Raw genomic sequence first — 15,975 nt, 5'->3', positions numbered from 1 at the left:
TATTATGTTTGAAAAATAATTACTGAGGTTTATTAGTGAAAAAACTATTTGTAAGTTTAATGTGTTTGGTAATTTTTTTACCAAATTTAGCTTTGGTTGCTGCTCCAATACCAACAGGTTATGATTTCATCCCTATCCAAGAAGAGATGCAAATTGCTCAACCAGTTGTTGCAACTCATGGTATGGTTTCCTCTCAAGAGGCTTTAGCAAGTCAAGTCGGTTTAGATATATTAAAACAAGGTGGTAATGCTGTAGATGCAGCTGTTGCAGTTGGCTTTGCTTTGGCTGTTACATTACCTAGAGCTGGAAATATCGGTGGTGGTGGTTTTATGATTGTCCATTTACAAGATGGCAATAAGAATATAGCAATAAACTACCGTGAAAAAGCTCCTGCAAAAGCATCTAAAGATATGTTCTTAAACGATAAAGGAGATGTCGATTATGCTAAAGTTTCTGGTTCATACAGTGCTTCAGGTGTGCCAGGTACTGTAGCAGGTTTGGTTGATGCGCAACAAAAATATGGTAAATTGAAATTATCACAAGTTATTGCTCCAGCTATCAAGCTTGCTGAAGATGGAATTCCAGTTAGCTATGACCTAAATCAGTCGCTTATAACTGCAAAACCATGGTTACAAAAATCACCGGAGGCTATGAAGATTTTTTATCATAAAGATGGTTCTGCTTATAAGGTTGGAGAAATCTTAAAACAGCCTGAACTTGCTAATAGTCTGAAGCTAATAGCAAAACAAGGTAAAAAAGCTTTTTATGAGGGAGAGATCGCGCAAAAGATAGCAGATAGTATGGCTAAAAATGGTGGTCTAATAACATTACAAGATTTGAAAAATTATAATGTAGAAGAGATGAAGCCACTTAAAGGGACATATCGAGGTTATACAATATATTCTATGCCGCCACCAAGCTCAGGCGGTGTAATTCTGATAGAGTTATTAAATATTCTTGAGAATTTCCCATTAGCTGACTATGGTAACAATAGCGCTAAAACCATTAATCTTATGAGTAATGCAATGAGCTATGCTTATAATGATAGAAATTCTGATTTAGGAGATCCTAATTTTGTTAAGATGGATTTGGCTAAATTCTTGTCTAAAAAATATGCAAAACAGATTGCTCAAAAAATCACTACAGATAAGCATATTCCAAGTAAAGATATAAGCACAGTTAATCCAGAAGATCGTGAAAAACTTCAGACTACTCAGTTTAGTGTAGTTGATAAAGATGGCAATATGGTATCAAATACTTATACGCTTAATTATTCTTATGGGAATGGTATTGTTGTACCAGGAACTGGTATCTTGTTAAATAACGAAATGGATGATTTTGCAGCAAAAGTAGGCGTGGCAAATGTTTTTGGCTTAGTTCAAGGTGAAGCTAATACAGTTGCTCCCAATAAACGACCATTAAGCTCAATGACTCCAACAATTGTTCTTGATAAAGATGGTAAGCCGTTTTTAGCTACAGGTTCACCAGGTGGAAGTCGTATTATTACAACAACATTACAGGTGATTTTAAATATCATAGACTATAATATGAATCTACAATCAGCAGTTAACAATCCTCGTATGCATAGTCAATTATGGCCAGAAGAGATTGGTGTAGAGCAGGGTATATCTGTGGATACTATCAATCTACTTAAGAAAATGGGTAACACCGTAACTCCTTATGCTGCTATGGGTGCTGCAGAGTCTGTAATGTCTGATGGACAGTATGTCTATGGTGCAGCAGATCCACGTAGAGGTAATGCTTTAGCTATAGGCTATTGATTTATATCAAATTATTTAAATTTTCTTATTCCTTTCTATCTCTTGGTGCAGCAGAGCTTCCTGCAAGTATTCCACCATCTACATTTAGTTCAATCCCTGTGACATATTTTGATTCATCAGATGCTAGATATAAAGCTGCATAAGCTACATCTTTTGCCTCACCCATTTTCTTCAAAGGTATATCCTGAGCAATAGTTTTAATAGCTGCTTGTTTTTGATCCTTATCTTTCGGTAGCATCTCATCCCACATTGGCGTCAATATTGCACCAGGATGAATAGAGTTACATCTAATGTTATATCCCATATCTGCACAGTATAAGGCAACAGATTTTGTATGATTTCTTACAGATGCTTTACTCGAAGCATATGCAACAGCTTGAGGTATTCCTACAAGTCCAGAACGGGAAGAAATATTGACTATACTGCCGCCATTTTCTTTCATAAGTTTTATAGCATATTTACATCCTAAGGCTACACCATTAGAATTTATAGAATGAACCTTTTGCCAAGAATCCATATCTAAATCCTCAGGGTTATGAGGGCCTGCACTTTCAATAAAGCCGGTAATACCTGCATTATTAATTAAAATATCTAATCTGCCAAACTTTGATTCAATATAGTTAGTAACTTCTATCCAATTACCTTCAATACTAACATCTAAGTGTTTATATTCACAATTTGATGAGTTAATATCTTTAACCGTTTGATTACCTAAACTGTCGTTTATATCTGAAACAATCACAGTTGCTCCCTCATTTGAAAAGAGTTCAGCAGTTGCCTTACCTATTCCTCTAGCAGAGCCTGTTATTAGTGCGACTTTATTTTTTAATCTTTGCATATTAAATTCCTTATGAATAAGAGCTTTAGATAAAAAGTAAGAAAAGAATTAGTTTGAAAGAATGTATTTAATTAAAGCGCACCACGAGATGCTTTTTTACGATCAGATTCTGTTAGATGTTTTTTTCTTAATCTAATAGACACTGGAGTAATTTCTACAAGTTCATCATCTTCGATAAACTCAAGAGCATATTCAAGAGTCAATTTAATTGGAGTAACTAGAGTAAGAGCATCATCTTTACCAGAAGCACGAACGTTAGTTAGCTGCTTACCTTTACAAGGGTTTACAGCCAAATCGTTATCTCTACTATGAATACCTATAATCATACCTTCATAAACTTCAGTACCGTGACCGATAAACATTTTACCACGCTCTTGAAGATTCCAAAGAGCATATGCTAATGCTTTACCAGGTACCATAGAAACTAGAGTACCATTTTGGCGAGTTTCTAGAGTTTGTTTCTTCATTGGTCCGTAATGATCGAACACTTTGTTTAGTATACCTGATCCAGATGTAATAGTTAGGAACTCTGTATAGAAACCTATCAAACCACGCGATGGAATAATAAACTCAAGTTTTACTCGACCTTTTCCATCTGGCTCCATATTTTTAAGCTCACCTTGACGTAAGCCCATGCGCTCCATTACAGTACCTTGATGTTCTTCTTCGATATCTATAATAGCTTGTTCATATGGCTCATGCTTTTCACCATCAACATCTTTAAAAATTACATGTGGGCGAGATACAGCAATTTCATAACCTTCACGACGCATATTCTCTAGTAAAATAGAAAGATGAAGTTCTCCACGACCTGAAACTTTGAACTTATCAGGATCATCTAATTGTTCAACTCTTAATGCTACGTTGTGAATTAACTCTTTTTCTAGTCTATCTTTGATTTGTCTAGATGTTACAAATTTACCTTCTTTACCTGCAAAAGGAGAGTTGTTTACTTGGAAAGTCATGCTGATAGTAGGCTCATCAACAGAAAGAGCAGGTAATGCTTCGACATGATCAGGATTACATAGAGTATCAGAGATCTTTAGTCCTTCCATACCTGTTACACAAACTATATCTCCAGCGCTAGCTTCTGGTACTTCATTTCTTTCTAAACCAAGATAGCCTAATATTTGCAGTACACGACCATTTCTTTTTTCACCTTTAGCATTCACGATAGTTACAGGAGTATTTGTCTTGATACGTCCTCTTTGTATACGACCAATACCAATAGTTCCTGTGAAGCTAGAATAGTCTAATGATGATATCTGCATTTGGAATGGCCCATCTTCATCTACAGCAGGATGTTCAACGTTCTCTATAACAGCCTTGAAAAGATCTGTCATATCTTCTTTTTTCTGATCAAGATCATTAGTTGCCCAACCATTAATTGCAGAAGCATAGATAATAGGGAAGTCTAATTGCTCATCAGTTGCACCTAATCTGTCAAAAAGGTCAAATACTTGATCAACAACCCAATCAGGACGAGCACCATCTCTATCAATTTTATTGATGACTACGATAGGTTTTAGACCTTGAGCAAAAGCTTTTTCTGTTACAAATCTTGTTTGAGGCATAGGACCATCAACAGCATCAACTAGTAGTAGTACAGAGTCAACCATTGATAGTACACGTTCAACTTCACCACCAAAGTCAGCATGTCCTGGAGTGTCTACGATATTAATTCTATAGTCATTCCATTTTAAAGCAGTATTTTTTGCAAGGATTGTAATTCCTCTTTCTTTTTCAATATCGTTAGAGTCCATAACTCTTTCAACTTCAGGTCCACGGTTTTTAAGTGTTCCTGATTGTTGTAGTAATTTATCAACCAATGTTGTTTTACCATGGTCAACGTGCGCAATAATTGCAATATTTCTTAAATTTTCAATCATTAGGGATACCTATTTTTATAAAATCACCAACAATTATAGACTAATAAGGTGTAAAAGTACCTAAAAAAATAGATACTTTAGTTTGAAAGTAGTTTTCTATTTTTAATATATGCAACAGAAGATCATCGTGCTAAAAATATATTAAAGCAAATAATCTTTAATAATAAAAAGTTTTGTATTGTTTAGTACTCAAGTTGAAATTATGGCTAATTTGGAGTTATTAGTATAATTTTGTTAAAATTTAAAGTGAACTTATTAATAACTTATAAATATAGTTGGAGTATGCTGTCACAAGTTAACAAAGTAAAAGCACTTTTCAAGAGTAGAAACTCATATAATGATACTTATGTTAGTGAGTTGATATCATCGATTCATCGTGCTGATATCAAAGCTGCGATACTATCTATACTTTGGGCAGCTGGACCCGTTACAATTATAGCTATAACTTTAGGCTATTACCTTAGTCATGGTCAAAAAGTTCCGCTAGTTACAGTTGCGTACTTTTCTTTTTATGTTTTCTTTGTAGGGTTAGTGGGTTTTATTAGCAAAATTGTTTTTGATTCTATTAAGCATCGTAATAAAGAACAGATGCAAGATAAATTTCTATATGTCATCGAGGAATCATATCAAAGTTTATATTTGTCTAAAAAGATTGTTCTCAGTAATTTAACCGATCAAGTAAGAGATAACAAAATTGCATATGAAATTCTTGCTAAATCTCATCCAACAAGTAAAGAAATCTTTTATGCTTTTGAGCTACATTTTGATAAAGAAATGGCAGAATTTGCTGAGATTATATATTTACATCGTGATAATGGTTTTCCTATTGATACGCCAGCTAACAAACGTAAGTTAATAAAGTTTTATAAACAGATCAGTACTAGTCAAAGTATTCCTGAAGATTTAAAGGAGAAGTTCTTGCAAGCTTTAGTGGGCAAGTATTCAGATCTAAAAAGGGGGCTTGACAGAAAAGCTGGCTTTTTATCTAAAGTTTATAATAGTGCAGGGATGTATAATCTATTTGATTTAGAAGATGCGAATAATGTTATAACTCTTTTTATAGAGCTACTATCAGGTAGAAAAATATATTATTTGAAAGCAGTTTCTAAGTTTGAAGATGTTAAAAAAGATTATTTATTTAATTCTATAGAGAATTTAAGAACGGGAATTCTTGAGAAATATAATCATATTCTAGGTATTTATAAACAATGTTATTTAGCTGTATCTGAAGTTGCGCCTGATTTAGATTTGATAGAAGTTGTTGATACAGCTCCAGATATAACAAATAATCTAAATCAATTAGAGCAATCAATAAAACAGCTATCTACAAAAAATCAGCCTAAAGAAATCAAAAAGCTAATACAGCAAAATAAAAATAGATTTTACCAAAGAGTGAGTATAGTAAAAACTCGGCTTAAAAGGATGAATATTCTATTGAACCAATGGAAATCTTTAGAGTTTGGTAATGATGAGAAATTGAGCAAAAATATAGAACATCAATTAGCTTATATATTTCTCGAAGAGCAAATGAGAATGTCTATAGCTTATAAAATGTTTGAATATATCAACCATGAGCATGATTTTTCTTCAAAAACTGAGCAAATCAAAGCCTATGCTCGACAGATTGTAAAAATATTACAGGAGCCTCTAGATTTACAAGAATCTACAGTCTTAACAGCTATTGAAAGTTCTCCAAGGGCAAATCTTAGTAGCATAAGGTTTAGTAATTCAACAACAGAGAAGCTTAATACTACTTACAATTTATGTAGATCTGTGAAGACAAATATTGTTGAATTAAGAAAGCAACTAAACAAAATATTAGTAGCACAGTATATTTAGCAACTCATCTTGTTAGTCTTGTATACCTAGCCATCATAGTTTCGTTACCACTAGTTCCACCACAGTGAATATAGATAATAGGCTTTGTAAGTTTGTGATGTTCATTTAATAATGCACGCCAAGCTATAGGGTCATATAGTAGCTCAAACTCAATTTCTGTCTGCTCTAAAAGCTTTTGGTATATTGCGTAATTTTGGATATCTAATTGCCCAAAATGAGTTTTAAAGTTTAAATTGAGAATTTTAGGATGTTTGAGACCATTATCAATATCATTAAATTGTTTTTTTAAGTATTGATTATCACCAACACAGGCAATAGTGTAGACTTTGTTTGGTAAGTACTTTTCAAGATATAGTGCAGTTGTGCCAGTACCAGATGCCACAACAACACTGTAATTATCGATATCATTTTCTAGACAGTACTTTTTAATTTCATTAGCACAGTCAGCTATGCCTTCTTCAACGAGAGTATTCCTACCACCTTGATCAAAGAAGTAAAGGCTATTGCCTATATTGTAATTTGTTTTTATACTTTCTAGGTTGAGAGAGCTTGTAGTCTCAAATAACTGCATGCCATTTTCTAGAGCTATCTTTAGATTACCATTTTTAGCATTTTTAAGAAATTTTGGTAGTGGTTTTATCCAATAATGGAAATCCCAGCCTTTGATATTAGCTAGCTGTGATAGTGCCAGCATGAAATTAGATTGATTACCACCAAAAGATACAATAGTTTTGATTTGAGAGTATTTATCTGGGTTTTTTAGAAGATAAGCTAATTTTCTAGCTTTATTGCCAGAGAAAATCGGGTGATTTAGATCATCTCTCATTACAATGAAATCTTTATTTTCAAAAGATATTTCTTGAAACAAGGAGACCATTTAAGAAATTATTCTTCTAATAGTTCAAACTCATCCTTACCAACACCACAGTCAGGACATTCCCAGTCTTCAGGGACATCTTCCCATCTAGTACCAGGTTCAATACCATCTTCTGGCCAACCTTCAGCTTCATCATAAATTAAACCACAAACGATACAAATGTATTTTCTATATTCCATAATTAACTCTAAAAAAATGATTAGTAAATAAAAAGTTGCAATATTTTAGCATTATAAAAATCGTATATCCAGTACCTTATTAAAACATTACAAAAGGTTATACTTAGATTCATCAATACCAATCTTACGTGATTTATTTGAAAAGAATACAATATTGTTTTCAACGAAAAGATCTGTAGTTTGTCTAGGTATATCTTTGTCTAAATGTCTTCTAATGAGTCTATAGAAGGCATCTTGATTTGTTTCATTAAAGTGTTTTTTGAATGTTTTATTAACAATGCTTTCATGGCATGACAGGAATTTTTTGATACGTATTTTAGGATCAGTATTACTATTACCGGTGTCGCATTGGTTAGGAGCAGCAGTAGCTATATTGAATCCTTTGCGTGTATAGTATGACGCAATACCTCTAAAAATTCGATCATTACTAAAAATAGTGATGCTAAGGTAAGTACGGAAATCACGATATCTTTCGACATACTCACCAACTTTAGCACAGATATAACCATCCATATTATCTTTGTTGCCTTCACCATAAATTATTGGTACAAGTTCAAAGTTATGATAGATTTGGGTTTTATTGAAGTTTGCTTCTAATTCTTGTGGATTAGTAAAGACAATTACTCTGTCAAAATTACCCTCAGAAATATGAGAGAAATTGTTATAGTTTTCAGAATCAACTATTGCTAGTTTGAGATATTCCATAACTATTTGACTCCTTATCCTAGCACTTATAGTATCTATTTTACCTTAAAAGCTATGTTATTATCTATACTCTGCTAAAATTATACCAAAACAGTAAAGTTTAGATTTTATGATTGATTTCCAATATGGTTATACGGATTTATCTGATAAGTTTTATTCAGCGCAAAAAGTATACAGATATCCTGATGCAAAGTTACTGATTGTAAATGATTGTTTAGCCAAGGACTTAGGTTTAGATTTAGAAGGTAAATCAGAGCAAGAATTATTAAAAATTTTCTTAGGTTATACTAGTAAAAAGCCAATTTCACAAGCTTATGCTGGTCATCAGTTTGGTAATTTTACAATGTTAGGAGATGGTCGAGCTATTTTAATTGGTGAATATGAAAAATCCAATGGCGAGCTGGTTGATTTTCATCTAAAAGGATCTGGCTTAACTAAGTTCTCTCGAGGTGGTGATGGTAAAGCAGCTTTAGCGCCAATGCTTAGAGAATATATAGTTAGTGAAGCTATGCATAATCTAGGCATACCTACTAGCCGAATTTTAGCTGTGATATCAACAGGTGAGAATATTCAAAGAAATAAATTACAACAAGGAGCAATAGCTCTTAGAGTTGCAAGTAGTCACATTAGAGTAGGTACTTTTCAGTATGCAGCTATGCTTGGGGAGAATTATAGCCAAGAATTATTAGACTATACGATTGTTAGACATAATATTTCATATAGTGATAATAAAGCTTTGAGCTTACTTGACTATGTCATTGATAAACAGACAACTTTAATAACACAATGGGAAAGAGTAGGTTTTATTCATGGGGTTATGAATACTGATAATATGACTATTTCAGGCGAAACTATTGATTATGGACCTTGCGCATTTATAGATACTTATGATCCTGATACTGTTTTTAGTTCAATAGATCGAGATGGAAGATATGCGTTTGCTAATCAAGCATCAATTGCTGGCTGGAATATTGCAAGACTAGCAGAAAGTTTATTGAAACTTATCTCACAGGATGAGGATGAAGCTATTAAATTAGCTCAAGATAAACTGCAAAGTTATTCAGAGATTTATAAGCAAAAATGGAGACAAATGTTTCTTAGTAAAATAGGTTTTAGTGTCAATAGCGAATACGATGATGAACTTATTTCCGGTTTGCTCATTGATATGTTTAAGCATAAGTTAGATTATACAAATACGTTCTATAATCTAAGCTATAATAATTTTGATCACTTGCGAAATAAAGGCTTAAAAGATTGGTTAGATAAATATGTCAATTACGATATCAATTTCGAAAGTATGATGAGATCTAATCCAGTAATAATCCCGCGTAATCATCAAGTTGAAAAAGCACTTAAGTTTGCAGAAAATGGTAATTTTAGCATTCTTCAAAGTCTCGTGACAGCACTTGAAACACCATATGAATTAAATGCTCTCACTAAGAAATATATGGCAGAACCTCTAGAACAAGAGAAAGTTAGATTTACTTTTTGCGGTACTTAAATAGTTTATCAAATATTACTGTGTTAAGAAGCTTTGGTAGTTTTATCTACGATAATAGCTGTTGTCATAGTACCGTGAATATTTAGAGGAGTTCTAAAGCTATCGATAATAGCGTCAACACCGATGATTAAAGCAATCATTTGCCAAGGTAATCCAAAGTAAGAAAAAACAACACCCGCAGCAACAAATGCTGTACCTGGAATTCCAGATACACCTAGTGAAGCCAACATACAGATTAGCGAAATCAATATCACAGTTGAAAATGTGATATCTACGCCTGTAGCATTCATTGCCATTATTGCTAGCACTGCAGGAAATACTCCAGCACAACCATTCATGCCTAGGGTAGTACCCATAGTTGGTGCAAATGTAGCAATACTACTGGTAGTACCGTATTTGTTTAAACCATCGATTGATAATGGTAGAGTGCCCATACTAGATCTAGATGTAGCAGCAACTAACATAGCTTTCCAAATACTTTTGTAGAATCTGACAATGTTAGTTCTAAATATAACTAATAGAACAATATGCATTATTAGAACAATTGCTAATGCTATATAACAAGTGAAGATAAAATATAAAACTGTAGAAATGCTATTGTTATCTAGCTCTATGCTCATTTGTATCATCAATCCAAGTACACCATAAGGTGTGATAGCAATAATCATTCTAGCTAATTTCTTTATTACGAAAAATGCAGAATCTACAAAACTGATGAAAGGAGCTGCTAGTTTACTATCTTCACGATGAGCTATTAGCATTGAGAAGCCAAGAAGTATCGCAAATATAACTACGGCCATTACATTATTATTATCCATCTGATGGAAAATATTTTCAGGTAAAAATCCTAAGACAGTCTCAGATATGCTTGATGTTTTTATATCTTTAGCAACATTGCCTGTAATAGATGCGATATCTATACCATGACCTAAATTCATTATGATAGCAACAGTAGCTCCTATAGCAGCACTTATCCCAGTTAATATAAGTAGTATTGCTATTGTTTTATATGCAAATTTTATAACATAAGAGCCTTCGTAGTTTTTTAGATTTACTATTGAATGGATAATAGATGTTAGAACAATAGGGATAATTAGCATCTTAAGTAAAGAAATATAGCCGTCTCCCAATATATTGCTAATCTGGATGAAACTATTACTATAACTATCAGTCCAGTTATAGATAATACCAATAATTATTCCAGTAACTAGAGCGAATATTGTTCTAAAATTAAAACTAACCTGCTTAATGTGTAAATATATTAATACAGCGACCGAAACTATAAGTAAAATTACCATATTATAAACCTTATTGTAGAAAATTATAGAGATGGATTTTAACATAGTTTACCAACTTGGTATACTACATAAGTAGCGGAGGTTTGTCTTCTCAAAAATTGATAGTCATAGTTTAATTTTGATAACTATTTTTATTGCAAAAATAAAAAAAACAAGCTTATAATGGATTACCTATAATTTTTATTTCATCAGTTAATATGACAAAAACTCTTATGCACCAAGAGGCTAGTAGTAGCTTCGAGAAAGTCGCTAATCAACTTAAGCTCAATAAAGATATTGTTAAAACTATAGTCAAAACTCTTAAAGAAAAAAATATTAAAAGAGTTATTACTGTAGCGAGAGGCAGTTCTGATTGTGTAGCTAATTATGCAAAGTATTTATTTGAAACGCAGCTTGGATTTAGTGTTTCGTCTTTGCCACCATCTATAACAACTATTTATAACAAAAATATAGGTGATGAAAATACATTAGCTATAGGTATATCACAATCTGGAGGTAGTCCGGATTTGCGTCTAGCACTTGAAGGTTGTAAAAAAGCTGGATGTACTACTTTAGCGATAGTGAATGTTGAGAAATCTCCTTTAGCAGATAGTGCAGACTTGGTCTTACCTGTAAGAGCTGATGCAGAAAATGCAGTTGCAGCGACTAAGAGTGTAATAACTTCTTTAGTAGCGCTAGTAAATATTGTAGCTGAATATAATCAAGATCAAGCTTTATTGGATAGTTTAAATAATCTTCCAAAAGCACTAGAGAAAAGTCTAAATTCTGATTGGACTCCAGCTATAGAAGAGCTTAAAAAAAGTAAAAATATGTTTGTCATCGGAAGAGGTTTTGGATTTCCAATAGTCCAAGAGATGGCTTTGAAGTTTAAAGAAACTTGTGGAATCCATGCTGAAGCATTTAGCTCTGCTGAAGTATTACATGGTCCATTTGCTCTTATGAATCAAACTTTTACAACATTTACTATTTTGCAGCATGATGAAAGTGCTCAAGGTACTCGTGAGATTGTTAAGAGAATGACAGATTTGGGAGTTAGAACTGTATTTGCTACAACAGATAATCAATCTGATGCAAAGGTTCATTTACATATTGATGTAAAAACTCATCCAATTCTTGAAACTGTAGTTATATTGCAAAAATTCTACCTAATGGTAAATGAATTGGCATTGTCATTAGGATATAACCCTGATAGTCCAAGTAATCTAAAAAAAGTTACAGAAACTGTTTAATTTATTTTGAAATGATAATTTACTGATGGCTTTATTTTTTTAAGGAGAAAAGAATGAAAGAAGCTAATAAGCTTAAAGTCTTTATGATTATATTTTTCTCAGCAATGGGTGGAATGTTGTATGGATATGATATAGGTATAATAGGCGGTGCTTTACCTTTTATCAAATCTGAATTGGGTATGACTGCAGCACAAGAATCATTCTTAGGAGGTTCTGTTTTATTTGGTGGAGCCTTCGCAATTCTTATAGGTGGAGTACTAGCAGATATTTTTGGTAGAAAAAATATTATTACCGCGTCCGGATTAATATTTGTAATATCAGTATTCATGATTTATTCTGCTGAGAGTTATGATTTTCTTCTATTTTCAAGATTAGTTCAAGGCGTAGCAGTTGGTTTTATATCTATAACAGTTCCGTTATATTTGACAGAATCTGTGCCTAGTATGATTCGCGGTTTAGCCGTTACATGTTTTCAGCTATTTCTCACAGCAGGAATATTAATATCTGTTGCAGTAAGTTTATTGTTTATATCAAATGATCCTGTAACTGGTTTAGAGACTGGTGACTGGAGAAATATGTTTCTTACAGCTTTAATTCCTGGTCTGATTGTGTTCATAGGAGGATTTCTACTGATTAAATCTCCTAGATGGCTAATCATGAAAAATAGAGAGCAAGAGGCGGAAAAAATCTTATCAGAAACTATAGGTGTAGATGCAGCAAAACAGCAAATGCAAGAAGTTAAAGCTTTGATTGAGAAAACTAAAAATGAAGGCAGTTTATTATCGAGTCTTACAAAAAGACATTATTTAATGCCGATGCTTATAGTATTCTCTGTTGCGATTTTAGCTCAAATGACTGGAATTAACAGTATCTTACAATACGCTCCTACGATGCTAAAAGAAACTGGCTTAGGTTCTGTATATGCAGCTGTTGTTGGTGGTGTTGCAATTACGGGTCTTAACTTTGTGACAACGATTATAGCAGTTGTTATAGCTGATAAAATAGAGAGAAAATTTGTAATTACTTTTGGAACTTTAATGGTTTCTATAGTTTTACTTACTCTAGCAGTTCTAATGTATGCTATGCCTGATACTTCAGCAAAAGGTATGGTATTACTTATTGGTTTCATATTATATATATTCTTCTTTGCCATCGGTCCAGGAGCATATATATGGGTTATTATGTCTGAGTTATTACCTACAAATATTAGAAGTAAAGGCTTAGCTGTAGCACTATTCTTAAATAGTATGGCATCTGCAATTTTAGCTTCTTCAGTGATGCCTGTGACACAACATTTTAATGGAAATTACGGTGTGATTTTAGGTATATGTGGAGTATGTACTTTGGTATATAGTTTTATAGCGTTTAAATTTGTACCAAAAACAAATGGACGCACTCTAGAAGAAATCGAACAAGGTTTTATCAAATAACTTTTTACTAATTCTATATTCTTTTTCATCTTTTATTTTCAATAATCAAATTGTTTAGATAATATCTTTATTAAGTATTATCATTTTAAATTTATTCAATTTGATATAAGGCATATATGAAAAAGAATTTAATAGCTGTATTACTTGGTTCACAGTGTTTACTTAGTAGTGGATTTGCAACTGATTTTGATGTACAAAAAATTCAAATAAAAAATATCAGTCAAAATAATCGTAAATTTGATATGAGTATTGATGTCAAAATTAATCAAAATCAATCAAGGGATTGGCTTTTTGGTTTTTATATGCCAAGAACTTATAATTCATCTAAAGATGTAAATCCTAATCTTACTCTCAAGGTTACTGATTTAAGTACTAAAAAATCAGCAAATCTGAGTTATGTTAAAAAAGCTGATAATTTGACTACTATGCCTATTTATGCTGATGGTTATAGTAATTTGTTTAGAGCTACTACTGATTTTGAACTAGAGGCAGGGCATATATATAGATTTAGTTTCGAAAATAATAACCTGTGGGTTCCTTGTAATATATCATCTCTTCCTCAAAGCTTCTTTTTGATTGACTCTAACGGCAATGTAGTAACTTCCAATGCTAATCTAGATGCTTATATATCTAAAAATACTAAGGAAATCTCAAGCATTCAAGGCTATGATTCAGCTAAGATTAATATAGAAATCCAAAAAAAATTACAATCATATGTTGATAACTCAATTTCCAGAGATTCTTCAGAATTTGCTAATCAATATCATCTGATACCGACTCCCCTAAGTATTAGTAATGTTGGTTCAAAGCAAAATATAAATTTAGACAATGGAGTATATGTGGATGATTCTAATAGTAAGCAGAATATCAAATTGTTAAATCAATATTTTAAAACAGATAAGATTACAACTAATGACTTAAAAGCAGTTACTGATAAAAATCATGCGAGTATTATTCTTGAAAAAGACTTATCTATTAAAAATAAAGAAGGCTATATTTTAAAAATAATTGATAATAAGATCTATATTAGATATCAGACAAGTGCTGGTTTATTTTATGCTATCCAAACACTGAGAAACCTTTATCAAAAAGATAATGTTGGTAGTAAGAATACTAGTAATATGTTGATACTTCCTCAAGTAACAATCAAAGATCAACCAAGATTTCAGTATAGAGGTATATTGCTAGATGTCGCTAGACATTACTTTAGTGTTCAGACAATAAAAACACTAATTGATGCTATGGCAAGCCAAAAGTTAAATACTTTACATATTCATTTTTCTGATGATGAAGGTTTTAGGTTAGCTCTAGATAGCGTAGATGTTAAAAGAGCCAGTACAAGAGGATATAATGATAGCTCAACTATTCCGGCACAAATGTATCAACAAGCAAATTTAGATAAATCAAATTACTTTAATCAGAAAATAAAAGATAGCGATATTATATCGCCTAATTACCCAACAGCTGCAACGATTTATGAGGGATATTATTCAAAAAAAGATATTCAAGAGATTATTAGTTATGCAAATGCTAGACAAATAACAGTTATTCCTGAAATAGATTTGCCAGGTCATGCTAAATCATTGATTGACTCAGCACCTGATATATTTATTAATAAATCTGATAAAAGTGACTATATAAGTGTACAAGGGTATTATGATGATGTTTTACCAGTGTGTTTATATAACCAGTCAAATACTCAAGGAGAAAAGTTTACAGCTAAGATTGATCAGATTGTAACTGAGGTATATAAACTTTTTGATAACCAAAATACAGTATATTTTGAGCCACAAATTAGTGTAGGTGGTGATGAAGTTTCTGCTGATGCTTGGACTAATGACTCGACATGTGAAAATCAAAAAGATTTAAATGCATTAGAAAAATCGCATAAGTTTTTTAAAGAGTTGCAACAAAATACTAATCTAAGAATATCTGGATGGCAACAAACTGTCCAAAATGATCCTAATGGAAATTTAGCGGGAGGTATTGATAAAAACTCAATACCTTCTGAGAAAACTGGATATATTTGGGTTTGGAGTGCATTTAATAGCTCTGGATACAATGAAGCACAGCAACTTGCAAAAGCTGGTTACTCTACGGTATTAGCATATGCTGATGATACATATTTTGATTTATCATATAATCCAGATTTTTGGGAGCCTGGTTTTTATTGGGCTACTGAATATGCAGATACTCATGCTGCTTTAAATAGTGCTTTAGATTCAAAAACTACGATCACCAGTTTATCAACAAAAGAAGCTAAAAATATAAAGGGTCTAGAAGGAGCTCTGTGGTCAGAGAATATTAATAATGCAAATCATTTATGGTATATGGCATTTCCAAAAATGACTGGTTTGGCTGAGGCATCATGGACGGATCCAAATATTATTGTCAAAGATAAAAAAATAA

The 15,975-nt window shown here is 32.4% G+C and carries 11 protein-coding genes and 1 pseudogene; 6 read left to right on the top strand and 6 right to left on the bottom strand.

The window, feature by feature from the left end:
• The first annotated feature begins 59 nt into the window (after positions 1-59).
• Positions 60-1,781: a gamma-glutamyltransferase gene (gene ggt / locus IMS64_RS05390; RefSeq protein ID WP_244972929.1), complete on the top strand. Its 1,722-nt coding sequence runs from the start codon at positions 60-62 to the stop codon at positions 1,779-1,781.
• Between the two features lie 25 nt (positions 1,782-1,806).
• On the opposite strand, the gene IMS64_RS05385 is transcribed toward ggt, so the two are convergent.
• Positions 1,807-2,619: an SDR family oxidoreductase gene (locus tag IMS64_RS05385; protein ID WP_211490082.1), complete on the bottom strand. Its 813-nt coding sequence runs from the start codon at positions 2,617-2,619 to the stop codon at positions 1,807-1,809.
• A 71-nt stretch (positions 2,620-2,690) separates the two neighbouring features.
• Positions 2,691-4,508 (bottom strand): translational GTPase TypA, encoded by a 1,818-nt coding sequence (typA, locus tag IMS64_RS05380; RefSeq protein WP_004287940.1) that lies wholly within the window; start codon positions 4,506-4,508, stop codon positions 2,691-2,693.
• Positions 4,509-4,790: 282 nt separating this feature from the next.
• Here typA and IMS64_RS05375 point away from each other — a divergent pair, with 282 nt between their 5' ends.
• Positions 4,791-6,347, top strand: coding sequence for a hypothetical protein (locus tag IMS64_RS05375; protein WP_211490081.1), 1,557 nt, complete (start codon positions 4,791-4,793; stop codon positions 6,345-6,347).
• A gap of 4 nt (positions 6,348-6,351) precedes the next feature.
• Here the strand turns inward: IMS64_RS05375 and IMS64_RS05370 are convergent, their stop codons facing one another.
• From IMS64_RS05370 to IMS64_RS05360, 3 genes are all read right to left on the bottom strand, one after another.
• Positions 6,352-7,224, bottom strand: coding sequence for a 1-aminocyclopropane-1-carboxylate deaminase (locus IMS64_RS05370; protein WP_211490080.1), 873 nt, complete (start codon positions 7,222-7,224; stop codon positions 6,352-6,354).
• An 8-nt stretch (positions 7,225-7,232) separates the two neighbouring features.
• Entirely contained in the window at positions 7,233-7,403 is a 171-nt protein-coding gene (locus IMS64_RS05365; protein ID WP_012279604.1) for a rubredoxin, read from the bottom strand.
• A gap of 87 nt (positions 7,404-7,490) precedes the next feature.
• The gene (locus tag IMS64_RS05360) at positions 7,491-8,108 is read right to left on the bottom strand and encodes a PIN domain-containing protein (RefSeq protein ID WP_211490079.1); all 618 of its coding nucleotides are present in this window, start codon (positions 8,106-8,108) and stop codon (positions 7,491-7,493) included.
• A 109-nt stretch (positions 8,109-8,217) separates the two neighbouring features.
• On the opposite strand from IMS64_RS05360, the gene IMS64_RS05355 reads away from it, so the two are divergent.
• Positions 8,218-9,609, top strand: coding sequence for a protein adenylyltransferase SelO (locus tag IMS64_RS05355; protein WP_200166391.1), 1,392 nt, complete (start codon positions 8,218-8,220; stop codon positions 9,607-9,609).
• 23 nt (positions 9,610-9,632) lie between these two features.
• Here IMS64_RS05355 and IMS64_RS05350 read toward each other — a convergent pair whose 3' ends face one another.
• Positions 9,633-10,907: a dicarboxylate/amino acid:cation symporter gene (locus IMS64_RS05350; RefSeq protein ID WP_088821334.1), complete on the bottom strand. Its 1,275-nt coding sequence runs from the start codon at positions 10,905-10,907 to the stop codon at positions 9,633-9,635.
• Positions 10,908-11,104: 197 nt separating this feature from the next.
• Between IMS64_RS05350 and IMS64_RS05345 the strand changes: the two genes are divergently transcribed.
• From IMS64_RS05345 to IMS64_RS05335, 3 genes and pseudogenes are all read left to right on the top strand, one after another.
• The gene (locus tag IMS64_RS05345; protein ID WP_012279600.1) at positions 11,105-12,136 is read left to right on the top strand and encodes an SIS domain-containing protein; all 1,032 of its coding nucleotides are present in this window, start codon (positions 11,105-11,107) and stop codon (positions 12,134-12,136) included.
• Positions 12,137-12,189: 53 nt separating this feature from the next.
• Positions 12,190-13,566, top strand: a complete 1,377-nt coding sequence (locus IMS64_RS05340; RefSeq protein WP_211490078.1) for a sugar porter family MFS transporter — start codon at positions 12,190-12,192, stop codon at positions 13,564-13,566.
• Between the two features lie 116 nt (positions 13,567-13,682).
• A pseudogene (locus IMS64_RS05335) lies at positions 13,683-15,884 on the top strand (family 20 glycosylhydrolase); the annotation flags it as partial.
• Positions 15,885-15,975 lie beyond the last annotated feature (91 nt).

The organism is Francisella philomiragia (assembly GCF_018135955.1).
GTDB classification, from domain to species: Bacteria; Pseudomonadota; Gammaproteobacteria; order Francisellales; family Francisellaceae; genus Francisella; species Francisella philomiragia.
The sequence above is the reverse complement of the archived record's forward strand: the minus strand, read 5'-3'. Positions and strand labels throughout refer to the sequence as shown.